Origin of the sequence: Pseudomonas sp. Bc-h (genome assembly GCF_002080045.1) — a bacterium.
Classification (GTDB): domain Bacteria; phylum Pseudomonadota; class Gammaproteobacteria; order Pseudomonadales; family Pseudomonadaceae; genus Aquipseudomonas.
Window position 1 is genome coordinate 68,770 of sequence record NZ_MUIN01000010.1, and the last position, 25,679, is coordinate 94,448.

The 25,679-nt window shown below is 59.4% G+C and carries 27 protein-coding genes; 12 read left to right on the forward strand and 15 right to left on the reverse strand.

The genetic code is table 11. The features are described from left to right. Positions 1-2: 2 nt before the first annotated feature. Positions 3-539 carry an ankyrin repeat domain-containing protein gene (locus BWR59_RS19295; protein WP_081567248.1) on the reverse strand — a complete coding sequence of 179 codons (537 nt, stop codon included), beginning with the start codon at positions 537-539 and terminating at the stop codon, positions 3-5. A 448-nt stretch (positions 540-987) separates the two neighbouring features. On the opposite strand from BWR59_RS19295, the gene BWR59_RS19300 reads away from it, so the two are divergent. Then, a complete protein-coding gene (locus tag BWR59_RS19300) occupies positions 988-1,266 on the forward strand; it encodes a DUF3509 domain-containing protein (RefSeq protein ID WP_081567249.1) in 279 nt (92 codons plus the stop codon). A 128-nt stretch (positions 1,267-1,394) separates the two neighbouring features. Here BWR59_RS19300 and BWR59_RS19305 read toward each other — a convergent pair whose 3' ends face one another. The 4 genes from BWR59_RS19305 to aroC all read right to left on the reverse strand — a co-directional run bounded on the left by BWR59_RS19305 (position 1,395) and on the right by aroC (position 5,377). Beyond that, entirely contained in the window at positions 1,395-2,111 is a 717-nt protein-coding gene (locus BWR59_RS19305; protein WP_081567250.1) for a helix-turn-helix transcriptional regulator, read from the reverse strand. Between the two features lie 337 nt (positions 2,112-2,448). Beyond that, positions 2,449-2,994, reverse strand: a complete 546-nt coding sequence (locus BWR59_RS19310; protein ID WP_081567251.1) for an acireductone dioxygenase — start codon at positions 2,992-2,994, stop codon at positions 2,449-2,451. A gap of 105 nt (positions 2,995-3,099) precedes the next feature. Continuing rightward, positions 3,100-4,248: an MFS transporter gene (locus BWR59_RS19315; protein ID WP_081567252.1), complete on the reverse strand. Its 1,149-nt coding sequence runs from the start codon at positions 4,246-4,248 to the stop codon at positions 3,100-3,102. A gap of 37 nt (positions 4,249-4,285) precedes the next feature. Next, the gene (gene aroC, locus BWR59_RS19320; RefSeq protein WP_081567253.1) at positions 4,286-5,377 is read right to left on the reverse strand and encodes a chorismate synthase; all 1,092 of its coding nucleotides are present in this window, start codon (positions 5,375-5,377) and stop codon (positions 4,286-4,288) included. A gap of 130 nt (positions 5,378-5,507) precedes the next feature. On the opposite strand from aroC, the gene BWR59_RS19325 reads away from it, so the two are divergent. Beyond that, entirely contained in the window at positions 5,508-6,503 is a 996-nt protein-coding gene (locus tag BWR59_RS19325; RefSeq protein ID WP_081567254.1) for an alpha/beta fold hydrolase, read from the forward strand. Positions 6,504-6,703: 200 nt separating this feature from the next. Next, positions 6,704-7,504, forward strand: a complete 801-nt coding sequence (locus BWR59_RS19330) for a hypothetical protein (RefSeq protein WP_081567255.1) — start codon at positions 6,704-6,706, stop codon at positions 7,502-7,504. A 136-nt stretch (positions 7,505-7,640) separates the two neighbouring features. On the opposite strand, the gene prmB is transcribed toward BWR59_RS19330, so the two are convergent. Further along, on the reverse strand, positions 7,641-8,549 hold the full coding sequence (gene prmB / locus BWR59_RS19335; RefSeq protein WP_081567256.1) for a 50S ribosomal protein L3 N(5)-glutamine methyltransferase: 909 nt from the start codon (positions 8,547-8,549) through the stop codon (positions 7,641-7,643). A 252-nt stretch (positions 8,550-8,801) separates the two neighbouring features. Here prmB and BWR59_RS19340 point away from each other — a divergent pair, with 252 nt between their 5' ends. The 3 genes from BWR59_RS19340 (at position 8,802) to BWR59_RS19350 (ending at position 10,649) form a co-directional block, all read left to right on the forward strand. After that, positions 8,802-9,425 (forward strand): cysteine hydrolase family protein, encoded by a 624-nt coding sequence (locus BWR59_RS19340; RefSeq protein ID WP_081567257.1) that lies wholly within the window; start codon positions 8,802-8,804, stop codon positions 9,423-9,425. A gap of 247 nt (positions 9,426-9,672) precedes the next feature. Beyond that, the gene (locus BWR59_RS19345; RefSeq protein WP_081567258.1) at positions 9,673-9,993 is read left to right on the forward strand and encodes a hypothetical protein; all 321 of its coding nucleotides are present in this window, start codon (positions 9,673-9,675) and stop codon (positions 9,991-9,993) included. Between the two features lie 95 nt (positions 9,994-10,088). Next, entirely contained in the window at positions 10,089-10,649 is a 561-nt protein-coding gene (locus tag BWR59_RS19350) for a Smr/MutS family protein (RefSeq protein ID WP_081567259.1), read from the forward strand. Between the two features lie 202 nt (positions 10,650-10,851). On the opposite strand, the gene BWR59_RS32435 is transcribed toward BWR59_RS19350, so the two are convergent. Beyond that, positions 10,852-11,037: a hypothetical protein gene (locus BWR59_RS32435; RefSeq protein WP_168184509.1), complete on the reverse strand. Its 186-nt coding sequence runs from the start codon at positions 11,035-11,037 to the stop codon at positions 10,852-10,854. A gap of 635 nt (positions 11,038-11,672) precedes the next feature. Between BWR59_RS32435 and folE the strand changes: the two genes are divergently transcribed. Continuing rightward, the gene (gene folE, locus BWR59_RS19365; protein WP_081567262.1) at positions 11,673-12,218 is read left to right on the forward strand and encodes a GTP cyclohydrolase I FolE; all 546 of its coding nucleotides are present in this window, start codon (positions 11,673-11,675) and stop codon (positions 12,216-12,218) included. Positions 12,219-12,271: 53 nt separating this feature from the next. Next, positions 12,272-12,643: a glutathione S-transferase N-terminal domain-containing protein gene (locus tag BWR59_RS19370; protein ID WP_081567263.1), complete on the forward strand. Its 372-nt coding sequence runs from the start codon at positions 12,272-12,274 to the stop codon at positions 12,641-12,643. Between the two features lie 6 nt (positions 12,644-12,649). On the opposite strand, the gene BWR59_RS19375 is transcribed toward BWR59_RS19370, so the two are convergent. From BWR59_RS19375 to BWR59_RS19385, 3 genes are all read right to left on the reverse strand, one after another. Continuing rightward, positions 12,650-13,036, reverse strand: a complete 387-nt coding sequence (locus BWR59_RS19375; protein ID WP_081567264.1) for a lysozyme inhibitor LprI family protein — start codon at positions 13,034-13,036, stop codon at positions 12,650-12,652. 163 nt (positions 13,037-13,199) lie between these two features. After that, on the reverse strand, positions 13,200-13,802 hold the full coding sequence (locus BWR59_RS19380; RefSeq protein ID WP_081567265.1) for a glutathione S-transferase family protein: 603 nt from the start codon (positions 13,800-13,802) through the stop codon (positions 13,200-13,202). Positions 13,803-13,850: 48 nt separating this feature from the next. Further along, the gene (locus tag BWR59_RS19385; RefSeq protein ID WP_081567266.1) at positions 13,851-15,017 is read right to left on the reverse strand and encodes a PLP-dependent aminotransferase family protein; all 1,167 of its coding nucleotides are present in this window, start codon (positions 15,015-15,017) and stop codon (positions 13,851-13,853) included. A gap of 81 nt (positions 15,018-15,098) precedes the next feature. On the opposite strand from BWR59_RS19385, the gene BWR59_RS19390 reads away from it, so the two are divergent. Next, the gene (locus BWR59_RS19390) at positions 15,099-15,542 is read left to right on the forward strand and encodes a MarR family transcriptional regulator (RefSeq protein ID WP_081567267.1); all 444 of its coding nucleotides are present in this window, start codon (positions 15,099-15,101) and stop codon (positions 15,540-15,542) included. 284 nt (positions 15,543-15,826) lie between these two features. Beyond that, positions 15,827-17,014, forward strand: a complete 1,188-nt coding sequence (locus BWR59_RS19395; protein WP_081567268.1) for a benzoate/H(+) symporter BenE family transporter — start codon at positions 15,827-15,829, stop codon at positions 17,012-17,014. A 91-nt stretch (positions 17,015-17,105) separates the two neighbouring features. Here the strand turns inward: BWR59_RS19395 and BWR59_RS19400 are convergent, their stop codons facing one another. The 4 genes from BWR59_RS19400 to BWR59_RS19415 form a co-directional block, all read right to left on the reverse strand. Further along, complete coding sequence (locus tag BWR59_RS19400; RefSeq protein ID WP_081567269.1) at positions 17,106-19,076, reverse strand: methyl-accepting chemotaxis protein; 1,971 nt, start codon at positions 19,074-19,076, stop codon at positions 17,106-17,108. Positions 19,077-19,388: 312 nt separating this feature from the next. Beyond that, positions 19,389-20,318, reverse strand: coding sequence for an LD-carboxypeptidase (locus tag BWR59_RS19405; RefSeq protein WP_081567270.1), 930 nt, complete (start codon positions 20,316-20,318; stop codon positions 19,389-19,391). A gap of 139 nt (positions 20,319-20,457) precedes the next feature. Further along, positions 20,458-21,930, reverse strand: coding sequence for a mechanosensitive ion channel family protein (locus BWR59_RS19410; protein ID WP_081567271.1), 1,473 nt, complete (start codon positions 21,928-21,930; stop codon positions 20,458-20,460). Positions 21,931-22,010: 80 nt separating this feature from the next. Then, entirely contained in the window at positions 22,011-22,784 is a 774-nt protein-coding gene (locus BWR59_RS19415) for an SDR family oxidoreductase (RefSeq protein WP_081567272.1), read from the reverse strand. A 178-nt stretch (positions 22,785-22,962) separates the two neighbouring features. On the opposite strand from BWR59_RS19415, the gene BWR59_RS19420 reads away from it, so the two are divergent. Then, positions 22,963-23,538: a TetR/AcrR family transcriptional regulator gene (locus tag BWR59_RS19420; protein ID WP_081567273.1), complete on the forward strand. Its 576-nt coding sequence runs from the start codon at positions 22,963-22,965 to the stop codon at positions 23,536-23,538. A 124-nt stretch (positions 23,539-23,662) separates the two neighbouring features. Here the strand turns inward: BWR59_RS19420 and BWR59_RS19425 are convergent, their stop codons facing one another. After that, entirely contained in the window at positions 23,663-24,424 is a 762-nt protein-coding gene (locus tag BWR59_RS19425; RefSeq protein WP_081567274.1) for an SDR family oxidoreductase, read from the reverse strand. A gap of 246 nt (positions 24,425-24,670) precedes the next feature. Here BWR59_RS19425 and BWR59_RS19430 point away from each other — a divergent pair, with 246 nt between their 5' ends. After that, positions 24,671-25,675, forward strand: a complete 1,005-nt coding sequence (locus BWR59_RS19430; RefSeq protein ID WP_081567275.1) for an NADP-dependent oxidoreductase — start codon at positions 24,671-24,673, stop codon at positions 25,673-25,675. Positions 25,676-25,679 lie beyond the last annotated feature (4 nt).

A 25,679-nucleotide genomic window follows, 5' to 3' on the forward strand; every position in this document is an offset into this window, starting at 1 on the left:
CTTCACACGCCCAGACGGGTCAGCTGCTCGGCCGTCTCAGTGGCGCCCATGGTTTGCGCGGCCATCAGCGGCGTGACGCCCTTGGCATCTTTGACATGTGGGTCGGCGCCTTTGGAAATCAGGTAATCGACAATCGCGGTTCGGTTGAACATCGCTGCCATCATCAATGCAGTACGGCCATCCGCTCCCGCCCCTTCAACGTCTGCACCGCCTTCCACCAGAATCCGCACCACCTCCAGATCGCCTTTGAAAGCGGCTCCGGCAATCGGGCTCTGGCCATTGTCGTTGCGTATTTCGGGGTCGGCCTTGTGTTTCAGCAGCACACTGACTGCAGCCTGGTGGCCGTGATAGCTGGCGAGCATCAACAATGTGTCGCCCTTGTGGTTGCGCAGATTGGGGGTCAGGCCGTTTTCCAGCAGACGATCCAGCATCTGTGCGTCGCCCGCTCTCGCCCGGTCGAATACCTGCTCGGCGAATTCCAGCGCCTCTTCATCGGTCATCCGCGTGGCGGAAGCTGTGGGTTTCGGGGCGTCAGACATTGCATCACTCCTGTAGCGCCGCAACGGGCGCGCATCATCGATCATTGTTTCGCGGAAATTTTCAGAGGCGCATGCCGTTGACGAAGTTCCGCTGAAGGCGCCAACAATGGCAGTTCGAGCCTATGTTAAGCCAGAAAACCTTTTCGATTATCCCGATAGAAAAACGCCGCCGATCGACTCCGCGAAAAATCTGTGGAACACCATGAAATAAATTCCGGATACCGCTGTCTGAGATTTCAACGATTCCTCGTTTTCTCCCATTAGCTCCCTCCCTCTCCGGCAAAATGCAGGATGCCCGATGGCCATTCTTGCAAAATGCACGAAAGCAAAAATTCTCTTATTTTCTAACGTGTTGATTCATAAGGGATTTAATCGTTTTCAAATACTGGCACAGTCACTGCACTAGTTCTTCCAAGCTTGTTATCACTGAGCAATGGAGCCGCTAGACATGACTTTCATCCAAGAAAAATTCGCTTCCGTATTTTCCGATTTCGAAGTCACCACCCAACCGCGTCCGGACGGTGGCTTGCTGTTGTCGCTGCGCAATGGTGAGGGCAAACAGATCCGTCGCTCGGTGTCTTATGCCCAATTGCATACGCCGGTTCAGCTGGAATGGGTGATCAGCGCCATCCGCCGCGACCTCGCGGCTCAGGCCAGTGAACTGCCGGCCATCTCGATGCTGCAAAGCCAACACCGTTTCGATCTGCCGACGTATCACACCCGTTAATGGCAAGCGTTGCCGATTACCCCCGCACCACTTGAAGCATCCCTTGTAGATACCGCGATAGCCTTCACTGCCATCGCGGTTTTTTTTGCCTGCCTTCGAATCCGACGGTTGTCGGGCCATCGGTCGGGCTAACGAATGATCCCGCGGCACAAGGCCTCGCCGACCGCCTGCGCTCGATTGGTGACACCGAGTTTGGCGTAGATGCTCTTGAAATGGTGCTTGACGGTGGCTTCGGAAACTTCCTTGATCAAACCGATCTCCCAAGCCGTTTTACCTTCGCGAGCCCACTTCAAAATCTCCAGCTCCTTTGGTGTCAGGGCGCGGGTCTGAAACTGTCGTCCCTTCCCGGCCACATGCAGCATGGGTACCAGACTGGTGAGAAGGTACCGGTCGTTATGGGTCAATGGACGTGTCATGCCATTGAGCGAGCAGATCGTGATCACGCCATGATTGGTGCGGTTCTGGCAGCTATATCCGTACGAAAACGCGGGCAGCAACTGGCAGTCTTCCACTGCCGCCAGGTAGGGAGCCGAGGGTGGGTAGGTTTCGAACGCCTCGGTCCAGCTCAGAAACCCCATTCTATGGCGGAAGCAGCGTACGATCGGATCCTCGATCATCAACCTTCCCTGGCAATACAGGTCCTTCCAATAACGGTCGACATTGGAAGTGATGCAACTGAGCAAATCACCATTGCGATATTGGTAGAGCATCGCCCGCTCACACTTGCACTCTTCCCTCAGCCAGTCGAGCGCATTGGCAATCGCCGCGTCTCCATCCTGCTCCGTCACGCTACTGACCATTTGCTGGATCAACGGATTCAGCGTCCCTGTTGGCATGTTTTTCATCTTTCCCTCCGTTTAAGAACCCATGTGTCGTCCCCGAACGCTCTTCATGGCGCTAGGTTGATGTGCAGCCGTCGGACGCCCCGAGTCCTGCAGAAAAACTGCACGACCGGTGCTCATCCAAAGACTGTCAGGGCCCGACAGGCGAAGGGTTACACAGTCTGGAAGGGTTAAACATAAGGGTGAAAACAAACAGGCATGCCTGACTTGTAAACAGGCCACTTCCCACAAAACAACCAAAACGTGCTTACATTTTTTGTGATTTAGAAACAAAAACGGCCAATGTCACAGACATTGGCCGTTTGCAAAATCACGACGCGATGCTCAGAACCTGACTGGTTCAATCATCCAGGCGCGGGAACTGTCCGGCGATGGATTCGCTGTTGAATTTCGGCGCACGACCTTGCGCATCACGGGCCAGACGGATCATCACCAAGTGCGGATGTTCGCCCATGTCGAACCAGTGGCGAGTGCCAGCAGGAATGGAAATCAAATCATTGCGTTCGCACTGCACGGCATAGACGAAATCACCGATGTGCAAGCTGAACAAACCAAGACCGGCGGCGAAGAAACGTACTACATCGTTATCGTAATGATGCTCTTCAAGAAGCTCGGCACGCAGCTCGGCTTTCTGCGGATGGTCGCGCTTCACAGTGAGCACATCCATCAGCCCATGGCCGTGCTCGGTCATCAGCTTGTCGATTTGCGTACGGTAGGCGCTGATCACCTCTTCATGACTGGCGTCCCGTGCGAGAGGCGTCTCTGCCTGCCAACGATCGAACGTCACCCCATGCTCGGCAAGCGTCGAGGCAATGTCCTCCAGATGGGTCAGGACCTTGTTCGGCAACGCCGGAGATGACACGTGATAGACGCAAAGGCTGCTCATTACGGTATTCCTCGGTTCGGTCAACGCGCCACGGCATCAAGTCCGGTATGGCGCGGGTTCACAGATATAAGGCCATTTCGACCATTGCGCCATTCGGCGCAGAGCCTATAGACGCTCAGGCTTCATGCGTGTAGCGGCCAGAATCGCGGCAATCAGCGCCGCCAGACTGGCAATGGTAAAGGTCCAGCCCGGACCCAGCGCGTTCCAGGCGTAACCGGAATACAACGCGCCCGCCGCCCCGCCAGTGCCGGAAAGGGCCGCGTACAACGCCTGACCCTGGCCTTGCTGACGCGAGCCGAAACTGCGTTGCAGAAAATGTATGGCAGCAGCATGAAAGCTGCCAAAGGTAGCTGCATGCAGTAGCTGGGCGAAGATCAATACGGCAAGATGATCGGCGAGATTACCCAGCAATAGCCAGCGCACCGAGGCCAGGGCAAAACTTGCGATCAACACGTGGCGGACACTGAAGCGCTGCAGAATCCGGCTCATCACCATGAACATCAACACCTCGGCCACGACCCCCACCGCCCACAGCATGCCGATGATCCCGCGACTGTAGCCCAGATGCTCCAGGTGCAGGGTCAGGAAGGTGTAATAAGGCCCGTGACTCAATTGCATCAACGCAACGCTGATGAAAAAGGCCAATACGCCGGGGCTGAATAACTGTCGCAGAAATCCCTCGCCCGCGGGCCGCTGACTCGACACCTGCGGCTGCGCATTGGGGACCCACCAACTGCTGGCGACGATCCCGACCATGATCAGCAGTAACGCCTGCGGGTAAAGGTCCAGGCTGAACCACTCGAACAATCGCCCTAGACCGACCACCGTGAGGATGAAGCCCACCGAACCCCACAGCCGGATCTGGCTGTAGCGAGCTGTCTGCCCTTGCAGATGTGCGAGGGTAATCACTTCGAATTGAGGCAATACGGCGTGCCAGAAAAACGCGTGCAGCGCCATGACCATGGCCAGCCAGGCGTAGGACTTGTCGACGAGGATGAGCGAGAAACACGCCAGCGTGCAGACCGCGCCGAAGCGCACGATGGCCAGCCGGCGACCGGTGTAGTCACCCAGCCAGCCCCACAGGTTCGGCGCCACGCAGCGCATGAGCATGGGAATCGCGACCAGCTCACCGATCCTGGCGCTGGGAAACCCGAGGTGATTGAAGTACAGCGCCAAAAACGGCGCCGTCGAGCCGAGCAGGGCGAAATAGAAGAGATAAAAGCCCGACAGCCGCCAGTAAGGAAGCGCTGCCACGTTCAAACAGCCGTGGCAGCGGGACCGAATGGCGACATTACAGTTGGCCCAGGACCGGGGTGGTGACGCTCACGTCCAGGTTCTGGCCGCGATGACGCAGCAGATGGTCGAGCAGGACAATCGCCATCATCGCTTCGGCGATCGGTGTGGCGCGAATGCCGACGCAAGGGTCGTGACGGCCTTTGGTGATCACATCGACCGGGTTGCCGTCGACGTCGATCGAACGGCCCGGCGTGGTGATGCTCGACGTTGGCTTCAATGCCAGGTGAGCGACGATCGGCTGGCCCGACGAAATACCGCCGAGAATGCCACCGGCGTTGTTCGTCACGAAGCCTTCAGGGGTCATCTCGTCGCGATGCTCGGTGCCGCGCTGGGCGACGCTGTCGAAGCCGGCACCGATCTCAATGCCCTTCACGGCGTTGATGCTCATCAGCGCATGGGCCAGTTCGGCGTCCAGGCGGTCGAAGATCGGCTCGCCCAGACCTGGCATCACACCCTCGGCGACAACGGTGATCTTCGCCCCGACCGAATCCTGGTCGCGACGAAGCTGGTCCATGTAGGCTTCCAGCTCCGGCACTTTGTCCGGGTCAGGGCTGAAAAAAGCGTTCTGCTCGACCGACTCCCAGGTCTTGAACGGGATTTCGATAGGGCCCAACTGGCTCATGTAGCCACGTACCGTGATGCCCTGAGTGGCCAGATACTTCTTGGCGATGGCACCGGCCGCTACACGCATTGCAGTTTCACGTGCAGAACTGCGACCGCCGCCGCGATAATCGCGGATGCCGTATTTGTGGTGGTAGGTGTAATCGGCGTGGGCTGGACGAAACAGATCCTTGATCTGCGAGTAGTCCTTGGATTTCTGATCGGTGTTGCGAATCAGCAGGCCGATGGAAGCGCCCGTGGTCTTGCCTTCGAAGACGCCGGAAAGGATCTCGACTTCGTCAGCCTCCTGACGCTGGGTGGTGTGCCGGCTGGTGCCAGGCTTGCGGCGATCCAGATCACGCTGCAGATCTTCCAGCGACAACTCGACACCGGGCGGGCAGCCGTCGACGATGGCAACCAGCGCCGGGCCATGGCTTTCGCCAGCGGTGGTGACAGAGAACAGCTTGCCGTAGGTATTGCCGGACATGCGGGAAGGCTCCGAAAAATCGATCAAACACACGAGCCCGCCAGTATACGCAGGCTGATCGCCTGAATCACCCTCGAACCTTATTCGATTGTCCGCATCCAATTGACACTTTATTGACGATGGTCCTGCGATGCTACGTGCTATGTCCCTGATCCGCGGCTTGCTGCCGCTGCGAGTAATCGCCTTGACCCTCACTCTGCTGACTACCCTTGCCCACGCCGGCACCCCGGTCGTGCTGCAACGCCCCATCAGTCTCGACACCGGCACCGGCGAGCTGTTCGGCACCCTGCTGCTGCCCAAATCCAAGGCGCCGGTGCCGGTGGTGCTGATCATTGCCGGGTCCGGCCCGACCGACCGCGACGGCAACAATCCGGATGGCGGGCGCAACGACAGCATGAAGCGCCTGGCGCTGATTCTGGCCAAGCACAATATCGCCAGCGTGCGTTACGACAAACGCGGCGTGGCGGCAAGCCGGCCAGCGACCCCGGACGAACGCGACCTGACCATCGAGAAATATGTCGACGATGCAGTGGCCTGGAGCGAAAAACTCAAGGCCGACCCACGCCTGGGGCAGCTGATTCTGATGGGACACAGTGAAGGCGCGCTGGTGGCGACGCTGGCCGCCGAACGCTCCGGAGCCAAGGCGCTGATCTCGGTCGCAGGCACCGGCAGGCCAGTGGATCAGGTTGTACGCGAGCAATTGCAGTACCGCCTTCCACCTCCCCTGCTGGCACGCAGCGAAGAGCTGATCGAGGAAATGAAAGCGGGCAAGACCGACGACAACGTTCCCGAACAGTTGCAGGTGGTGTTCCGGCCGAGCGTGCAGCCTTATCTGATTTCGCTATTCCGGCAGAAACCCGCTGTTGCCTTTGGCCAATTGAAGATTCCGACGCTGATCATTCAGGGCCGTAACGACATGCAGGTGGGAGTGGGCGATGCCGAGCGGCTGCATCAGGCCAAGCCGGACTCGCAACTGGCGATCATCGACGGCATGAACCACGTCCTGCGTATTGTGCCGATGGACATGAAGCGCCAGCTCGCCTCCTACAAGGACCCGCAACTGCCGCTCGCCAGCGAGCTGTCCGATCGCATCATGAAGTTCATCGATTCTGTTCCTGCCGCCTAGACTCAAGCTCGCTCCTCTTCTGTAGCAGCCCGGCTTGCCGGCGGTGGCGATTCCGAGGTCGCCACCGCCTGCAGCCGGACGGCTACAGGTCGTATCGACATCGTTCCTGCGCGCATCCCCCTTCAGCTTCGCCGAAAACGGCCGATAGCGGGTTGCTGGCATTGTGTTTGCCGAGCAATGCCGAGAACAGGATCGCCGTGATGACAGAAGCAACGATTGAGGCCCAAGCGCCCGCCCCCAGCGACACCAAAGAAGGTGAAGTCGCCGCACCGGTACTGTGGGAAGAGGTCCAGGCCGAGCATTTTTCGATGTTGCGCCTGGCCCCGCTGCCGACGGATCGGGCCACCGGTGGTCGTCCGCTGCGGTTCGTCGAGTTCGGCCGCGCCGAGCGCAACAGCAAGGATTTCAGCCTGCTGCGCATGAGTTATCACTTGCCGGGGCAGAAGACCCGCAAGGAACAGAATCATCTGGATATCTGGGTCGACCACGCCAATCGTGCCGTGCGCGTGGGCCCTGAATCGGGTCTGCAGATCGAACCGTGGAACCGTGGATTGGGTCGCTTCATGGTCGCTCAGGGCATTCACTGGGCGCAGAAACGCTGGTCGGAATACAAGATTGCCGGTACGGCTCTGGCCAACAAGGACGCGCTGAACGAAGACACTCGCCTGCGCCGCGACCACTTCCTCAAGACAAACGGCTTCGAGGTGGTGTACGCCGACCCTCAGCATCTGAAGGGCAGCATCAAGGATGCCAAGGTCGGCAGCCTGAACAACACCTGGAACACCGACAAGGTGCAGATCGTCGAAATTCTCGACGCCGCGCAGATGCTGCAGCAGGCGGAACAGAAGATTCAGGAACAGGAAGTCACGATCAAGAAGGCCGAAGACAAGGTCAGCAAATACCGCCGCGACGACAGCGGTCTGCGTTTCACCATCGCTTGTCTGGTGACCTTCGCGGTGTTCCAGGCCGGGTTATTGATCTGGATTGCAACGCATCGCTGAACAACTCTGCGGGCCCTACTGGCTTTCAGCTGATTATGGCTTGCCGGCGGTGGCGTCTTCGAAGACGCTACCGCCGGCAAACGGAACACCGCCCGGCCGGACTGCTGCAAGCGCCTCTCCACAATAGAATCGTGAATCAGACCCGCGCGGCAAACACCGCCTGATGCTCACGGCACTGCTCGGCCGTCAGCATGAACACACCGTGGCCGCCGCGCTGGAATTCCAGCCAGGCGAATTCCACTTCCGGGTACAACGCCTCGACGTGCACCTGGCTGTTGCCCACTTCGACGATCAGCAAACCCTTCTCGGTCAGATGATCCGCCGCCTGGGCCAGCACGCGTCGCACCAGATTCAGTCCGTCATCGCCACAGGCCAGCGCCAGCTCGGGCTCATGCTGATATTCGTCCGGCATGTCGGCGAAATCTTCGGCATCGACATAGGGCGGGTTGGACACGATCAAATCGAACCGCTGCCCCGGCAAACCGTCGAAGCCATCGCCCTGGACGGTGTAAACGCGCTCATCCTGGCCATGCCGTTCGATGTTCTGATTCGCCACTTCCAGCGCTTCGAACGACAGGTCCGCCAGCGCGACTTCGGCGTCCGGGAACACGTCCGCACAGGCAATGCCGATGCATCCGGAGCCTGTGCACAGGTCGAGAATGCGGGCGGGCTCGTTGGCCAGCCAGGGTTCGAAACGGTTTTCGATCAGTTCGCCAATCGGTGAGCGCGGGATCAGCACGCGCTCGTCAACGATGAACGACATGCCGCAGAACCAGGCCTCGCCGAGCAGATATGCGGTCGGCACGCGCTCATCGATACGCCGCTTGATCAGGCGCTGGACATTGACCAGTTCGTCGTCTTCCAGATTGCAATCCAGATAGTTGTCTGAAATTTCCCAAGGCAGGTGCAAAGCCCCCAATACCAGCTGGCGTGCTTCGTCCCAGGCGTTGTCGGTACCGTGACCGTGGAACAGATCTTCCCCGTGAAAACGGCTGACGGCCCAACGGATATGATCGCGCAGGGTGCGCAGGCGGGAAGTGATCACGGCAGACTCCTTGAAAAAACGACGGGCGATTCTAGCAGCCATCGCCGCAACAAACGATGCCTGCGCCCGACGGCTGTGCGAGGGCTAAAACTTTCCACAACCTTTGCTTCATTTTGCAGGCAATATGACAGCAACCGCGACCTGCTCGACGGCTTGAAGCCCGGCAAAAAGCGACGCCTGTGAGCATTGAGATTCACAGAATCGCTCAGCCAGTGGACAATGTGGCAAAAGCCCCACTCGAAGGAGCCCCAGATGTCTGTTTCAAACACCGGTCCAAAGACCATGTATCAACTCAGTGGCCGTGAATACGCAGCGGCCACTTTGAGTAATGCCACGCTGATCATCATCGACGCGCAAAAGGAATACCTCAGCGGCCCTCTGGCGCTGACCGGCGTTCAAGAGGCCATCGACAACATCGTCAAACTGGTCGCAGCTGCCCGCGCCGCCAAGTCGCCGATCATTCATGTTCGCCATCTGGGCACTGTGGGTGGCATGTTCGATCCGCAAGGCGAACGTGGAAAGTTCGTACCGGAATTGCAACCCCAGGGCGACGAAATCATCATCGAAAAACGCCTGCCCAACGCGTTGAATGGCACCGTCACCACTGACGACCGCAAGACCCTGCACAAGCTGCTTGAGGATCTGGGACGTCTGGATCTGGTGGTCTGCGGATTCATGAGCCACTCCAGCGTCAGTACCACCGTGCGCGCGGCCAAGGATTACGGTTTTCGCTGCACCCTGGTGGAAGACGCCTGCGCTACCCGCGACCTGCCGACACCCACCGGGGTGATCAAGGCCGAGCTCGTGCAGCAGGCGGAGATGGCAATCATGAACGACAATTTCGCCAAGCTTGCCCTGACCGAAAACCTGATCTGATCTGCTCTGTCCCTCATGACTCATCAGGAGCTGGCCCTATGATCCGCGGAGCCTTGACCGCGCCTCGGACATCATTTTCCGGCAGTTCCTGAAGAAAAAGCGTACAAATGCAGTCATCGGGTTGTGTGATTCATCTCACATAACCGCCTATCCGTTAATCACTCGTGTTTGCCTCTGGGCGCTGACCAGACGGGAACCACACCGGCATACGCTGGTCAGAGCGCCGATACCCATAGAGGAAGTCGGAATGAAGATATCCGATGGTTTTGATGCCCGACGCCTGCGCCCCAAAGGCCAGAGCAACTGGCGGATGCGCATTGGCGCAGCAATATCGGCAATTCTTGCGACTGCCGGCGTACTGTTGGCGATGGCTGGCGTCGCCAGTCTGATCGGCCACCCCGCTGCACTGGGTGAACTCAACGCAAGCCCGGCGGGCGCTATTGTCACCATCGTCATAGGGCTGCTTCTGCTGTATCTCGGCGTCTGGTTCTGGCGTCGCAGTCGCCGCCGCCGTCGTCGCGCTGGTGAATTGAACATGTCTCCTCATCTGATGAAGAAACACGACTGACCCCTCCCCGCGTCATCCGCAGCCGTTAGAACGTTTTTTAGTCGCGCCGTTTACGGCGTGACTTGGTTAAACTGGCGTCCTTCGCGGAGACCGACATGCAAGACGACGACTTTTCCCTGTTCAGAAGTGAAATTCGTGGCGTAAAGCCGATCAAGACTGAACACGCCGAGGTAGGCAAACCCAAAACCGATCGTAAGAACCTGGCCAGACTGCGGCAGGCGGCGACTGTCCGTTCCGACGGCACCATTACCGTGGACGGTCTGTCCGACCAGTTCGTGATTGATGTCGGGCCTGAAGACACCCTCTACTGGGCGCGCGATGGCGTTCAGGAAGGTCAGATGCGCAAGCTCAAGTTGGGTCAGATCAGCTTCGAGGGGAGTCTGGATCTGCACGGCATGAGTGTGGAACTGGCGCGGGAAACCATGTGGGAATTCCTCGCTGAGGCAACGAAGCTGGAAATTCGCTGCGTGCGCATCACCCATGGCAAGGCAGTGCGACTGGACGGCAAGCGGCCGATGATCAAGAGCCATGTGAACACCTGGCTGCGTCAGCATCAACAGGTGCTGGGTTTTACCTCGTGCATCGCCAAACATGGTGGCGCCGGGGCGGTTTACGTGATGCTCAAGCGCACCATGATGGATGGACGGGACGAGTAACCCGTTTTTTCTTCATCGGGAATGGATCAACCGCTGTTGTCGTGACTGACAAATTTCCTGTGGGAGACGTCGCAGGTTACGACGGCAGCGAATGCGATCGGTCATAAAAATCAACATTGACTGACACATCGCATTCTCCAGCAAGCCGGCTCCCACAGGCATTGCAGCAGCCTTGAAATCCTTTCAAGGCCGAGGGTTCCAATCAGCGAGGGCCGGGTCCCCCGCCGCCACCGCCACCACCAGGCCCGCCGCCCTCGTAATGGCCACCGCCACCGCCTCCATGCCCACCGCCATGACCTCCACCGCCTGGCCCCCAGAAAGGCCAGCAACCGGACATGGCCGACATTACCGCGATGACCATCGCGACTTTCGCTATACGACTCAACATTCTCATCACTCTCTTAACAGCAGGCATTCATCACCTGCAAAGTCTGACAGCACCAGGCGCCCAAACCGCGTCGCCACTTGGTAGCTGCCAGGTATCAGTGCTGATACGAGAAACACTGCAGAAACAAAAAGGCCACAACCGGAAAACACTCCCGTTGTGGCCTTTATTCAGTGTCCGTTAGCGATCAGGGCTGCGTCACCCGATCAGTTCATGAAGATCAGCGGCGATAATAACCGGGTCCCGGACCATAGCCTCCTCGGCCTTCATCATAGTGACCACCATCGTAATGGCGATGATCCCAACCACCGTGACGGCCCCATCCAGGGCCAAAAAAACATCCCGAAACCGATGACGTCAGTGCAATCACCAGGGCGATTTTCGCGATTCGGCTAAACATATGAATACTCTCTTCATCCGGGCATCTGTCACCCATTAACTCAGACACCAAGCCGACACATTTCGACATATGCGCTCGGTAAAGGTTAGGTAAAGGTGCCTTTACAGCGGCCCGGCGGCGTCATGCCGCAGGTTTGTCGGTCGCCTGCCGTACCCCTCCGCGCCCGGCTAAGCTACTATGTGCGCCTTTGCTGGCCACCAAGCCGGCGTTTTTTTGAACCCACACGGAACACAACCCTGTGACACTGGAACAGAACTACACCGCGATCCTTGGTCAACTCGGCGAGGACGTTTCCCGCGAAGGCCTGCTCGACACCCCGAAACGTGCGGCCAAAGCCATGCAGTATCTTTGCCGCGGCTATGAGCAAACCCTGGAAGAAGTCACCAACGGTGCCCTGTTCACTTCCGATAACAGCGAGATGGTCGTGGTCAAGGACATCGAGCTGTATTCGTTGTGCGAACACCATTTACTGCCGTTCATCGGCAAGGCTCACGTGGCCTACCTGCCGAGCGGAAAAGTCCTGGGGCTGTCGAAGATCGCACGTATCGTCGACATGTTCGCCCGCCGTCTGCAGATCCAGGAAAACCTCAGCCGCCAGATCGCCGAAGCCATCGAGAAAGTCACCGGCGCTCAAGGCGTTGCCGTGGTCATTGAAGCGCAGCACATGTGCATGATGATGCGCGGCGTCGAGAAGCAGAATTCGTCAATGATCACCTCGGTGATGCTGGGCACCTTCCGCGAAAACGCTGCCACGCGCACCGAGTTCCTCAGCCTGATCAAGTGATCCGGGCATCCTGAACGCCGCGATTCATTATCGCGGCCGTCGAGGTTTCAAGCATGTTGATGAAGGCATTGAGGGTCGGTCTGGGCCAGTTGGTCATTCTGGTCGACTTCCTGACCCGTCCAAGCAAGAAAAAGCGTTCGCCCCAAGCGCAGGCAGCGGTCGATGAATCGGCCAAAGACCTGACCCTGTATCAGTTTCAGGCGTGTCCGTTCTGCGTGAAGACCCGCCGCACCCTGCGTCGCCTGAACGTTCCGGTGGCCCTGCGCGATGCGAAGAACAACGAACTCGACCGCCAGACCCTGCTCACCGAAGGCGGCAAGATCAAAGTCCCTTGCCTGCGCATCGAGGAAGCCGGTCAGACGGTATGGATGTATGAGTCCAAGGTAATCATCGATTACCTGGACAAGCGTTTTTCAGCGGTTTGATACGCCCTACTTCGGGCAGCCTTCCTGCCGACACGCCGTATACGCCTTCAACTGCTCGACCCGAACCTTGGTCTGGGCAGTGAGGCATTGCGCTTGGGATAGCGGCCACAGGCTGCCGCCGTCCTCGCGTTTGCCCACCTGGTACTGGCAATCGGCATCACGAAACGCGATCCACTTCTTCTGCGCATCCTGCAGCGCCTTCTTCTGCGCCGGGCTCGTCAAGTAAGCCATCTGCGCCTTGTACTGCTTGTTCAGTTCGGCATCCTGTGCCGCGTAGTCCTTGCTTGCGCACTGGTTCATCGAGGCTTGAGTGGCGTTGCAATCTTCAGCCTGAGCCGAGCAGCCAATGCCCAGTGCCATGAACATGCCAACGCCGATCATCATGTACCGCATCGAGTTCTCCTTTTCCGTGATTGATCGCCTGGCCTGAGCCAAACGGGAACGCAGGGTAAAGCAGTGCCGCCTGCGCTGTTATCGCGCACAACATTCAGACATGAAAAAACCGGTCACTGCTGCCAGGACCGGTTTTTTTATCCGCGTGTTTATCCAAGCGGCTTCAATCCAGCATGCCAACGTAACCCGGCTGCTGCCTGATGCGCTCCAGCCAGCTCTGGATGGCCGGGAACTGGGTCAGGTCGAAACCGCCCTGATGCGCCACATGGGTGTAGGCGTACAGCGCGATGTCGGCGATCGAGAAACTGTCCCCGACCAGAAACGGCGTACGCACCAGTTGCTGTTCCATGACCCTCAGCGCCTTGTAACCGCGCTTGTGCAGCGAGCGATATTCTTCCATTCGCGCTTCAGGCAGGCCCAGATAGAACTGAATGAAGCGGGCCACGGCGATGGTCGGCTCGTGGCTGTACTGCTCGAAGAACTGCCATTGCAGCATTTGCGTGCGCAGGCGCGGCTCGGTCAGCAAGTACGGCGTACCTTCGGCCAGGAAGTTGAGAATCGCATTGGACTCCCACAGGCAGGTGCCGTCTTCAAGCTCCAGCACCGGAATCTTGCCGTTGGGGTTCTTCGCCAGGAACGCTTCGGTCTCGGTCTCGCCGTTGAGAATGTCCACCGGCACCCATTCGTACTGAGCGCCCAGCAGATTGAGCATCAGCTTGATCTTGTAGCAGTTGCCCGAGTTGTAATCGCCATAAACCTTGTACATCTGCTGCTCTCCCCTCAATTCTGCCCGGTGATGCGTGTGCGTAATGTATCAGGCCGCCAGGGCTGCCGGTGCGTGGCGGATGACGTTCGCCAGTCGTTTCAAACCTTCGTCCAGCCGCTGCGGGTCGATATGGCTGAAGTTCAGGCGCAGGTAACCGGGATTGGCATCCGGGTCGGTAAAGAACGGCTCGCCGGGCATGAACGCCACGTTTTGCGCCAGCGCGGTGTCGAGCAGCGTGCGGGTATCGAGCTTTTGCTTGAGCGTCAGCCAGAAAAACAAGCCGCCTTGCGGGCTGTTCCATTCGGCCAGATCACTGAAGTGTCGCTTTAGCGCCGCTTCGAACTGGTCGCGGCGGGTGCGATAAAACCCGCGCAACTCCAGCAGATGCTCTTGATAGGTTTCGCTGCCGATCCACTGCAACGCCTGCCACTGACCGACGCGATTGGTGTGTAAATCGGCGGCCTGCTTGAGTTTCAGAAGGTGTAGGAACAGGTCCGGCGAGGCGATCAGATAACCCACACGCAGCCCCGGCATCAGGGTTTTCGACACCGTGCCGGTGTAGATCCAGCTGGCTTTTTTCAATCGGCTGACGATGGGCCTTGCACTGCCGCCGTCGAAAGTCAGTTCGCGATAGGGTTCGTCTTCGATCAGGGTCACACCGAACTCATCGAGCAAGGCGGCCACCGCATCCCGGGCCGATTCGCTGTAACGCACGGCGGACGGGTTCTGGAACGTTGGAATCAGGTAAGCAAACGACGGTTTGTGGTCTTGCAGGCGCTGACGCAGCACCTGGAGATCCGGACCTTCGGCCTGTAATGGCACGGTCAGACAATCGGCCCCGAACAGCTGGAAGATCTGCAGCGCTGCGAGGTAGGTCGGGCCCTCCAGCAGAATTTCGGTGCCCTTGTCGATGTACAGCTTGGCGGCCAGATCCAGCGTCTGTTGCGAACCGCTGACCACCATCACCTGACTGGCTTCGCATTCGATCCCCAGCGCCCTCGCCTGTGCGGCAAGCGCTTCGCGCAACTGTGGCTCGCCTTCGCTCATGCCGTATTGGCCGATGCTGCGCGGCATGTCGGCCCACTCGCTCTTCGGCAACATGGCCTCGGCTGGCAAGCCGCCAGCGAAGGACATCATCTCCGGGCGCTGGGCAGCAGCCAGGATTTCGCGAATCAGAGAACTCTTCAAACGGGTGACGCGTTCAGAAAAAGCCATGAGATCACCGCTGGCGGAAATAAATGGAAATACGTCAAACTGGTTGACCGAAATTACGATGACTTGCCCGGATACGTCAACATGCTTGACCTTAAAAATTCTTCGACGCAACAAATCGCCATGGAAGCGTTTTTCTTCGGCTATCAGGCGTTCACCGCCAAGGCCGATGAAATGCTCGACCGCCGGGGTCTGAGCCGGGTGCACCAGCGCATCGTGTTTTTTATCGCCCGCTACCCGGGTTTGAGCGTGAAGGAATTGCTGAATGTGCTCGGGGTGAGCAAGCAAGCGCTGAATACGCCGCTGCGGCAGTTGATCGAAATGGAGCTGGTACTGAGCGTCGCGCCCGAAGACGACAAGCGCAAACGCCTGCTGGAACTCACGGCTGAAGGAGCGAAGTTCGAAGAGTCGCTACGCCGCGAGCAGGTCAAGCTGCTGCAACGGGTCTTCGCCGAAGCAGGGCGCGATGCGGTGGATGGCTGGCTGGCGGTGAATCAGGCGTTGGGTAATACGCTTGGGGCGCGATGATCGATCCGTCACGATCTCATACATCACACTGATTTGATGTGTGGGAGGGAGCTTGCTCGCGAACGCGGCAGATCAGCCCCCAAGTCGTAACTGACACTCTGTATTCGCGAGCAAGCTCCCTCCCACTGTCCGCTGCAAGCCAGACATTTGCGTCACCCTGTCAGTGACACTGCACAGCATCAAACTGTGCCGATTATTGCGTTTATGGCTGTATCGCAACGAATTGTGACAACTGCGTATAGGCTTGCAGTTCTGTCCACACTGCCGCTTCAGGGATCGACTGCATGACTGACGTAACGCACACGCCATTGCGCCCGCTGACCGACTCCTCGCCTTCGGCCATCGTGGCTGGCTTTATTGCGATGATGACCGGCGTCACCAGTTCGCTGGTGCTGATCTTTCAGGCCGGGCAAGCCGCAGGGCTGACGTCGGCACAGATCTCCTCGTGGATCTGGGCGTTGTTCATGGGCATGGCGATCTGCAGCATCGGCCTGTCGCTGCGTTATCGCTCGCCGATCACTGTCGCCTGGTCGACGCCGGGCGCGGCACTGCTGATCACAAGCCTTGGGCACGTGGCCTATCCGGAAGCCATCGGCGCCTTCATCACCAGCGCGATTCTGGTGTTTATCTGTGGCATCACCGGCAGCTTCGAGAAGCTGGTCAAACGCCTTCCCACCTCGCTGGCCGCCGCGCTGCTGGCCGGGATCCTGTTCAAGATCGGCAGCGAGATCTTCGTCGCCGCGCAGCATCGCACCGGGCTGGTGCTGGGGATGTTTTTCACTTACCTGATCGTCAAACGCTTTTCGCCGCGCTATGCGGTGCTCGCCACGCTGCTGGTGGGCGTGGCGCTGTCGGCCATGCTCGGCATGTTGAATTTCAGCGGCTTCAGCCTCGAAGTGGCAGTGCCGGTGTGGACTACGCCGGAGTTCTCTCTGGGCGCGACCATCAGCATCGGCATTCCGCTGTTCGTGGTCGCGATGACCTCGCAGAACATGCCAGGGATCGCGGTCTTGCGGGCTGATGAATACCACGTTCCCGCTTCACCGTTGATCACCGCCACCGGACTGATCTCGCTGGTCACCGCGCCGTTCGGGGCTCATGGCATTACCCTGGCGGCCATCAGCGCGGCGATCTGCACCGGCCCGCACGCTCATGAAGATCGCAACAAACGCTACACCGCAGCGATCTGGTGCGGGATTTTCTACGCCATCGCCGGAGTGTTCGGCGCGACACTGGCAGCGCTGTTCGCCGCCTTCCCGAAGGAATTGGTGCTGTCGATTGCCGCGCTGGCATTGTTCGGTTCGATCATCAATGGCCTGACCGTGGCGATGAATGAGCCGAAGGAGCGTGAAGCCGCGTTGATTACCTTCATGGTGACAGCGTCGGGACTGACACTGTTCTCCATCGGTTCGGCGTTCTGGGGGATTGTGGCGGGGGTTTTGACGCTGGTGATTCTTAACTACCGCAAGTGACAAGTACCTGCGCTCGCCGTGCAATGGCTGGTTGAGCGTTCCCTGTAGCAGTCCGGACGGGCGGCTACAGGGGTTGAACGAACAACATCCCTTACAACCTGAAATGCCCGACCATGCCCTTGAGCTCCATGCCCAGCGAAGCAAGCTGAATGCTGGAGGCGGCATTGCCTTGCATCGCCAGGGCCGACTGATCGGCGCTGGCGCGGATGCTGGTGACACTGCGGTTGATCTCTTCTGCGACCGAACTCTGCTCTTCTGCCGCGGCGGCGATCTGCTGGTTCATCTGCTGAATCAACGACACCGCTGCCGCGATGCTGCCCAATGCGCTTTCAGTCTGCAACGCATCGCTGACCGCCAGCTTTACCAGTTCGCCGCTGCTCTGGATCTGCGCCACCGACGCCTGCGCACCGCTCTGCAGGCTGGTGACCAGCCGTTCGATTTCTTCGGTCGACTGCTGAGTGCGCTTGGCCAATGCCCGGACTTCATCCGCCACCACCGCAAAGCCCCTGCCCTGCTCGCCCGCCCGCGCAGCCTCGATCGCAGCGTTGAGCGCCAGCAAATTGGTCTGCTCGGCAACGCTCTTGATCACACCGAGCACCTTGCCGATGTTCTGAATTTCGGCGCTGAGGTTTTCGATGCTGTCACTGGCCGAGCTGGCGGAAGTCGCCAGTTGCTCGATGCGCTGCATGCTCTGACGCACCACGGCCTGGCCGCTGTCGACCTTGGTGTCGGCGGTCTGCGCGGCCAACGCAGCTTCTTCGGCGTTACGCGCCACATCATGAACGGTGGCGGTCATCTGGTTCATGGCCGTGGCGACCTGCTCGGTTTCTTCTTTCTGGCTGCTGACTTCCAGATTGGTCTGCTCGGTTACGGCAGAAAGGGAATGTGCCGATGTCGCCAGTTGCTCGATACCCGCCTGCAAGCCGCTGACGATACCGCTCAAGCCGGCGCCCATCTGCTGCATGGCCTGCATCAGCTGGCCGACTTCATCCTTGCGAGTGACCTGCACCGTGCCGCTCAGGTCTCCTGCGGCAATGCGCTGGGCGGTGGCGATCACGCTGCGCAGCGGCGCGACGATGATGCGGGTAATCACGAGAGCAGCGATCAGGCCGACCAACAGCGCCAGAACCGACGAGCCGATGATCTTCAACGCGTTGGCTTGCAGCTCGGCAACCATTGATTGATCTTCGGCGTCGTAAGCCTGATTGACCTGCTGCACGACAGCCTTGGCGTTGGCGGCGAGTTGCTGCGACACCTTGGCCTCATCAGCGAGCAAACCGGTGTACTCGTTGAGTTTGTCGCCGAAGTTGGTGATGTGCCCGCTGACTTCGGTCAATACGGTCAGATAGCCCGGATCCTTGATCACCCCCTTGAGCTGTTCGGCGGACTCCTGCGCCTGCACCGCCTGTTCGATCTTGCCGCTCTTGGCCTCTTCGCCCGACCCCGTTTTGCGGCTCTTGTCCAGGCGCACGCGCGCTTCATCCATGGCCTGCATCATCAATTTGGAAATCTGGCTGACCTGAGCCGATTGCTCGATGAACTCCGAGCCCTGCTGGCCCTGAGAGTCCTTTAGGTTGTAAGCGCCGTCGTCGGCGAGGCCAGCCTGCAACACGTCCAGATTGTTGGCGACACTGGACACCGACCAACTGGCCATTTCCAGCGCCAGGTCCTTGCTCTGGCTGATGCTGACGAATTGGTCGAAGGATTTACGGTACGCAGCCAGCGCCTGCTGAACCTGGGGCATGACTCGCTGATTCACTGCTGAGCTTGTTTCAAGCTGCTCGGCCTGAGCGTTCAGCGCCTCGAGACCGGCGTGCAGTTCGTCCACCACTTTCGGGTCGCTGTGCAAGGCGAAGTCCTGCTCCAGCAAGCGCACGCGGTTCAGCCCGGTGTTCAGGGCGGTCATGTCCTTGAGGCTGTCGAAATGCACGCTGATCGAACGCAGCGACCAGACTCCGATGGCGGCCACCAATGCCGTGAGCAGTAGAACGAGGAAAAATCCGATGCCCAGTTTCTTCGCCATCTCGAGATTGGCAAAACGCGTTTGCACGGCCGAAATCATACGATCAGTCCCCAATCACAGCTAAAAGGCACACACAACGAGGCCATGTCAGCACAGCCATTCAATTTTCGTGCAGAGTCGCAACGGGTCAGCGGCAAAACAAGTCTTTGACGTCGGAATAATGGCAAATAGCTACGCCAACGTCGCTTCCAGAACGGTTATCGGCGTATCCGGATTCTTCAACAGGGGCACAGGCGCCGCAAACGCCCCGAATACAGGAGCGATGCGACGAAAGGTAACGCGCCATTGAGGCGCGAAAAGCGCATTTGAGTGGCGCATGATGCGTCGATAACGCTCGCCATCAAGACCGTTTCAGCGTGCGGCAGGTGCAACTGTCAGGGTGCCTGTATCAGCGTCCAGGGTTGCGCGGCTGCCAAGGGCGACTGCGAGGTTGCGATCGCCATGACCGATGGGCAAACCGCCCAGCAACGGTATGCCCAGATTGCCAAGACGCTCCATCAGCACAGCGGGCGGCTTGATCGCATTGTTACCATGACCCGGCTCGCTGAACTGGCCGACGGCAATGCCCGCGAGGCGCTTGAGGATGCCGCAGTTGCCCAGATGCGTGAGCAGGCGGTCGACGCGATAGGCCAGCTCACCGACGTCTTCGATCAGCAGAATTGCCCCTTCAAGATCCGGCATGAAGGGAGTGCCGACACACGTACTGAGCATGCTGAGGTTGCCACCCAACAGAACGCCCTCGGCCACACCCGAAGTCCGGACGCTGAAGGTCGGCTCGGCCTGATCGGCGTTCACCACCATGGGCTCGGTGCTCATGAGTGCATGTTTGAGTGTGCTGGCGAAAATCCCGCCGCGCTCCAGCTGCGCAGCCACGGGGCCATGGACGGTGACCAGGCCAGCCCGATTCCAGAGCGCCGCGTGCAAGGCGGTGATGTCGGAAAACCCGACCACCAGTTTCGGATCGCGGCTAACGGCGTCGTAATCCACGTGTTCAAGAATTCGCTGCACGCCATAACCACCACGGTTGCAGAGCACGCCGCGAATCTGCGGGTCGGCCAGGGCGTCGTTCAGATCGGCGACGCGATTGGCGTCGCTGCCGGCGAGAAAATGATCGGCGTCCAGCGCATGGGGGTAAATACGTGGCCGCAGCCCCCAGGCGCTGAGTTCGCGCACCGCCGCCTGAACCCTCGCTTCGGCCACGGGGCCAGCAGGCGAAACCAGCGCAACGGCATCACCGACACGCAGGACATTGGGGTTCAGAGTCGGGCGGGACAAAGGCATTTCAACAACTCGGCTGACGTTTGAATGAACCGGCAATGTAGAGCACTCCCTGTCTCGAATCCAGCGCTCGGTGTCGACGCCGCGGGCAGGACACCTCTGATGAAAAATCGGGAAACAGCTTCGGTGTGAGTGGGAACCTTCAACTCATTTTGTCATTCGGGCCTTGATCACCACTCACCCTGAACCGCGTGACACTCTTGCGCAGCCAGCCGAGGAAACCACTCGGATCTATCACCACAGGCTTGGTCTCCAGCATGGCGGCACGGGCCTTGGCGCGGAATTTTGCCAGCCCTGCCAGCGCGCCGATCAACTCGCCGTGCGCTTGCAGCCAGGGCTCCAGGTCAGCCTTTTCGATGCGGTAGACCATGCAATCGGTGTAGGCGCAGAACCGGCCCACGGTCGCGGTGCCGTCGACAAAACCGGTCTCGCCGATCAGCTCGCCGGGCCCCATTCGACCCACTTCGACCCAGCCATCGGAGCGTTGTATGGAAACCGAAATCACCCCTGACTCGATAATGTAGAGGGCATCGGGTATCACCCCTTCGGCCAACACCACATCCTTTGCCGCATACGCCCCCAGATGCATGTGCTGTTCCAGCTGGGCGCGGTCACCGTCGCTGAGCATGCGCAGCGCACCCACGGTATTGAGCACCGCCGATTGCCGCGTGGCCGGACGCGATTGATCACCACGGGTTTCGGTCGACGCAAGCTGACGATGAATGAGATCGAACAGCTGATTGCGCACCGCTGAACTGCGGTCACGGGATTTGACGTAGCCGGTGACCTGATATTCGACACAGCGCAGGCCGGACTTCACCACCACCGCCGAGGGCTTGGGCTGCGAGAGCAATTCACGGCAACCCTGCAAGGCCTTGTCCAGCGAGTCCAGCACCACGCTGGGGCGCAGCCGCGTCGACAGCTCAAGGGTCAGCGTCACGGAATGGAAATGATCGGGACGGCTGAAGTTGACGATGCGGGTCTTGGCCGCCATGGCATTGGGAATCACCGCCGTGCTGCCTTCGGAGGTCAGCAGCCGCGTGGAGCGCCAGTCGATTTCGATGACCTTGCCTTCAATGTCGTCGACGCGAATCCAGTCATCGACGCGAAAGGGTTTGGTGGCATTGAGGACGATGCCGGAAAACACGTCGCCCAAGGTGCTCTGCACCGCCAGCCCGAAGATGATTGCCACTGCGCCGGAGGTTGCCAACAGACCTTTGACGGGCAGATCGAGCACGTACCCCGCCGCCGCCACGACCGCAACAAGGAAGATGATCGCGCCCATGACATCCTGCAGCAGATGGCCCTTGCCGCCGATACGCGGGCCCATCACCACCACCGCGAAGACCGTCAGGGTGCGAGCCCCGAACAGCCACCAGGCGATGGTCAGGATCGTCGCCAGCACATGGCGCGGCACCGACAGTTCAATCGGCACGGGATACAGCGGACTCAACCCCCCGTCGAGCAGGGCCAGACTGAACAGCACGAACAGCACCAGCCGACAGATCAGCTTGCGCCGCAACATTCGCGGGGGCAGCGTTTGCCACAGCACCAGATCGATGACCAACAGCAGCGATGCGCTGAGCAGGGGAAAGGCAAACCACAAATGTTCCATCGAGGCTTCCTGAAGGTAGACAGCCCATGCAGCTTAGCTGAATACCTTGCGAGGAAAGGGGCGCCGCTAACGGGTCGGTGTCAGCCTCGGAACAGCGGGATACCCCACGGGGCACCAATGTTGCCACCATCGACCACGATTTCTGCGGCGGTCATACCGGACGAAGCATTGGAAGCGAGGAACATCACTGCCTGGGCCAGCTCCTCGGGGTCCGAAAAACGGCCCATTGGAATGCGCGGCGCCATGGCTTTTTCGGTGGCATCGATGCTGGAACCGGCCCGTGAGCCACGACTCCAGATCGGCGTGCGGGTTGCGCCCGGGATCACTGTGTTGACGCGGATGCCCTTGGGCGCCAGTTCCGAAGCGAAGACCTTGGCCATCGACGTGATTGCGCCCTTGCTCGCCGAATAGGCAGAGGAACCCGGCGAACCCAGTTCGCGCATCACCGAGCCGTTGAGAATGACCGAGCTGCCTTCCTTGAGCAGCGGCAGAACGCCCTGCACGGTAAAAAATACCGATGTCAGGTTGGTCCGCACAATGGATTCGAAGGCTTCGAGCGTTGTGCTGCCCAGCGGTGTCGCGCCGGAAATGCCGGCGTTGGCAAACACCACATCCAGCGTGCCAAATGCTTCGCTGATCTTTTTCACGACGACGTCGACATCGGCGGGGTTGTTTACGTCGGCCTTGATCGCCAACACATCACCGCCCAACTCAGCGGCCGCGGCGTCCAGCTTGGCCTGGTCGCGTCCGGTGATAGCGACACGCGCGCCGTTTTCCAGCAGCAGCCGCGCGGTGGCCAGGCCAATACCGCTGTTGCCGCCAGTGATCAGAATCGTCTTGCCTTGAACAGTCATGGTTCTTTCCCTTCATCGCATTCGGAGGATGGCCGCCGGCATTTGCCAAGGCGTTATGGAGCACAACCATACTCCTATTTAGGATTTCGTCCATACTCCTTATTAAAATTCTTTACAGTGATTTTTGGCGTATGATCGCTCACCATATCGTCATGAAAAGCTGTCACCGGAGAACCCCATGTCACGCTCGCAGGCAGAGAAAGCCGTCATTCACGAACATATCGTCAACCTTGCAGCCGAGCGTTTCCGTGAGGTTGGGCTGAATGGCATCGGCGTGGCCGACCTGATGAAAGAGGCAGGCCGGACCGGCGGTGGCTTCTACAAGCATTTCGAATCCAGAGAAAAACTGGTCGAAGAAGCGCTGCAATGCGCCTTCGATAAACGCGCCAAGGCGCTTGAAAAGTACACCGATCCCGAGTCCACGCTGACCTTGGCCGATCTGGTGGACAGCTACCTGAGCGAGCGGCACCTGAACGATCCGGGATCAGGCTGTGCACTGGCGGCAGTGATGAACGACGTGGCCCGCAGCAGTGAGTCGATCCGTGAGGTGTACACCCGCGAGTTGCAGAACGAGCTTGCGGCGATCTCTGCACTGACCAGCAGCAAGCAGCCCGCGAAAAAACGTGCTCAGGCGTTACTGGCCATGTGCACGCTGGTCGGGGCTATCGGTTTGTCCCGAGCGGTTGCGGATGAAGAGTTGGCGGCAGAGTTGCTCAATACCGGCAAGACCCTGCTCAAGGCGCTGGATGCCTGAGTCTGCGCCCCCCCCTTTTTTCGTGGGAGACGCCGTAGCCGCGCGACAGTGGCGAAACGGCTTTCGTTGACATCGTCATCTCCGGCTTCTTGCAGGGGGGTGAGGCATGATTCATACGGTCAGATCAAAACGCAGTCACCCCACCGTCAACCGCCAATGAATGACCGGTGGTAAACGCTGCGCCATCGCTGCACAGGTACAGCACGGCGCTGGCGATCTCTTCGACCTTGCCGATACGCCCGACCGGGTGCATGGTCGCGGCGAATTCGGCTTTGCGCGGGTCGGCTTCGTGGGCGCGGCGGAACATGTCGGTGTCGATCACCGCGGGGCACACCGCGTTGACCCGGATGTGTTTCTTGGCGTATTCGATGGCAGCAGATTTGGTCAGGCCAATGACTGCATGCTTCGAGGCCGCATAAATGCTCATCTTCGGTGCCGCACCCAATCCCGCGACAGACGCGGTATTGACGATGGCGCCACCGCCCTGAGCCAACATCACCGGCAACTGATACTTCATGCACAGCCACACGCCTTTGACGTTGACGCCCATGATCGCGTCGAACTCGGCTTCGCTGCCTTCGGCCAGGCGACCTTTCTCGATCTCGATCCCGGCGTTGTTGAAGGCATAGTCAACACGACCGAACGCCTCCACCGCCTTGATCATCATCTGCTGAACCTCGGCCTCTTTCGTCACATCACAACGCAGGAATAACGCCTCGCCGCCTGCCTGGCGAATCAGCTCGGCGGTCCCTTCCCCACCGTCGCTGTCCAGATCCACCGCAACCACTTTCAGACCCTGCTCGGCGAAGGCCAGCGCGGTAGCCCGGCCGATACCTGCGGCTGCGCCAGTGACCAGCGCGACCTGTCCGGAAAACGTCATGCTCATGCAAATGTCCTGTGTTGTGCTTTTTATAGGGGAAGGCGCTGGGCCGTGGCGAGGGAGTGTAGTCAGCCGATACGCGATCCGGTCAGCACTATCAAAACCCCGGTTACGCAATCATGCGTTGTGGTGATAGTGAAAAACGCCAGCATCACTTGAATGGATCGGCGCGCATTCGCTGCAACGGCTTTCCTTGCCCTGAAGCGGTTCCGGGTCTATCACTGGCGTTTCCCTCTCGATCAGGAACCTGCCATGACCGCGTTGAACAATCGCCAATTCCTTCTTGCTCGTCGCCCCGTGGGGCCAGCCAGCCGTGATGACTTCACCTTCCAGACCGTGCCCGTTGCAGAACCGGCGGACGGACAGATCGTGGTCAAAAGCGAGTACCTGTCGCTGGACCCGGCCATGCGCGGCTGGATGAACGAGGGCAAGTCGTACATAGCGCCGGTGGAACTGGGCGCCGTGATGCGCGCGCTGGGTGTGGGCAAGGTCGTCGAGTCGCAGAACCCTAAGTTCGCTGTCGGTGATTGCGTTCAGGGCGTACTCGGTGTGCAGGACTATTTCGTCGGTGAGCCCAAAGGCTTCCACAAGGTCGACCCGAAACTGCTGCCGTTGCCGGTGTACCTCGCGGCGCTGGGCATGACCGGGATGTCGGCGTATTTCGCGCTGCTGGAAGTCGGCCAACCAAAAGAAGGCGACACTGTGGTGATTTCCGGCGCTGCTGGCGCGGTCGGCAGCGTCGCCGGGCAGATCGCCAAAATCAAGGGTTGTCGGGTGATCGGCATTGCGGGCGGCAAGGACAAATGCCAGACGTTGATTGATGAGTTCGGCTTCGACGGCGCCATCGACTACAAGAACGAAGACATTCACGCGGGGTTGAAACGCGAATGCCCGAAAGGCGTGGACGTGTTTTTCGACAACGTCGGCGGCGACATTCTGGATGCGGTCCTGACCCGTCTGGCGCTCAAAGCCCGGGTAGTGATCTGCGGCGCGATCAGCCAGTACAACAACAAGGAAGCGGTCAAGGGCCCGGCCAACTATCTGTCGCTGCTGGTCAATCGTGCGCGCATGGAAGGTTTCGTGGTCATGGATCACACCGAAAACTTTCAGAAAGCCGGCATGGAAATGGCCGGATGGCTCGCCCAAGGCAAACTCAAGAGCAAGGAACACATCGTCGAAGGCCTGGACACGTTCCCGGAAACCCTGCAGATGCTGTTCAAGGGCGAGAACCACGGGAAACTGGTGCTGAAAGTCTGATTCG

Excerpts from the sequence above, each read along its gene's own strand:
- BWR59_RS19295 (WP_081567248.1), bottom strand. The coding sequence starts at position 539 with ATGTCTGACGCCCCGAAACCCACAGCTTCCGCCACGCGGATGACCGAT.
- BWR59_RS19300 (WP_081567249.1), top strand. The coding sequence starts at position 988 with ATGACTTTCATCCAAGAAAAATTCGCTTCCGTATTTTCCGATTTCGAA.
- BWR59_RS19305 (WP_081567250.1), bottom strand. The coding sequence starts at position 2,111 with ATGAAAAACATGCCAACAGGGACGCTGAATCCGTTGATCCAGCAAATG.
- BWR59_RS19310 (WP_081567251.1), bottom strand. The coding sequence starts at position 2,994 with ATGAGCAGCCTTTGCGTCTATCACGTGTCATCTCCGGCGTTGCCGAAC.
- aroC (WP_081567253.1), bottom strand. The coding sequence starts at position 5,377 with ATGTCCGGCAATACCTACGGCAAGCTGTTCTCTGTCACCACCGCTGGC.
- BWR59_RS19325 (WP_081567254.1), top strand. The coding sequence starts at position 5,508 with ATGCTACGTGCTATGTCCCTGATCCGCGGCTTGCTGCCGCTGCGAGTA.
- BWR59_RS19330 (WP_081567255.1), top strand. The coding sequence starts at position 6,704 with ATGACAGAAGCAACGATTGAGGCCCAAGCGCCCGCCCCCAGCGACACC.
- BWR59_RS19340 (WP_081567257.1), top strand. The coding sequence starts at position 8,802 with ATGTCTGTTTCAAACACCGGTCCAAAGACCATGTATCAACTCAGTGGC.
- BWR59_RS19345 (WP_081567258.1), top strand. The coding sequence starts at position 9,673 with ATGAAGATATCCGATGGTTTTGATGCCCGACGCCTGCGCCCCAAAGGC.
- BWR59_RS19350 (WP_081567259.1), top strand. The coding sequence starts at position 10,089 with ATGCAAGACGACGACTTTTCCCTGTTCAGAAGTGAAATTCGTGGCGTA.
- BWR59_RS32435 (WP_168184509.1), bottom strand. The coding sequence starts at position 11,037 with ATGTTGAGTCGTATAGCGAAAGTCGCGATGGTCATCGCGGTAATGTCG.
- BWR59_RS19370 (WP_081567263.1), top strand. The coding sequence starts at position 12,272 with ATGTTGATGAAGGCATTGAGGGTCGGTCTGGGCCAGTTGGTCATTCTG.
- BWR59_RS19375 (WP_081567264.1), bottom strand. The coding sequence starts at position 13,036 with ATGCGGTACATGATGATCGGCGTTGGCATGTTCATGGCACTGGGCATT.
- BWR59_RS19380 (WP_081567265.1), bottom strand. The coding sequence starts at position 13,802 with ATGTACAAGGTTTATGGCGATTACAACTCGGGCAACTGCTACAAGATC.
- BWR59_RS19385 (WP_081567266.1), bottom strand. The coding sequence starts at position 15,017 with ATGGCTTTTTCTGAACGCGTCACCCGTTTGAAGAGTTCTCTGATTCGC.
- BWR59_RS19390 (WP_081567267.1), top strand. The coding sequence starts at position 15,099 with ATGCTTGACCTTAAAAATTCTTCGACGCAACAAATCGCCATGGAAGCG.
- BWR59_RS19395 (WP_081567268.1), top strand. The coding sequence starts at position 15,827 with ATGACTGACGTAACGCACACGCCATTGCGCCCGCTGACCGACTCCTCG.
- BWR59_RS19400 (WP_081567269.1), bottom strand. The coding sequence starts at position 19,076 with ATGATTTCGGCCGTGCAAACGCGTTTTGCCAATCTCGAGATGGCGAAG.
- BWR59_RS19405 (WP_081567270.1), bottom strand. The coding sequence starts at position 20,318 with ATGCCTTTGTCCCGCCCGACTCTGAACCCCAATGTCCTGCGTGTCGGT.
- BWR59_RS19410 (WP_081567271.1), bottom strand. The coding sequence starts at position 21,930 with ATGGAACATTTGTGGTTTGCCTTTCCCCTGCTCAGCGCATCGCTGCTG.
- BWR59_RS19415 (WP_081567272.1), bottom strand. The coding sequence starts at position 22,784 with ATGACTGTTCAAGGCAAGACGATTCTGATCACTGGCGGCAACAGCGGT.
- BWR59_RS19420 (WP_081567273.1), top strand. The coding sequence starts at position 22,963 with ATGTCACGCTCGCAGGCAGAGAAAGCCGTCATTCACGAACATATCGTC.
- BWR59_RS19425 (WP_081567274.1), bottom strand. The coding sequence starts at position 24,424 with ATGAGCATGACGTTTTCCGGACAGGTCGCGCTGGTCACTGGCGCAGCC.
- BWR59_RS19430 (WP_081567275.1), top strand. The coding sequence starts at position 24,671 with ATGACCGCGTTGAACAATCGCCAATTCCTTCTTGCTCGTCGCCCCGTG.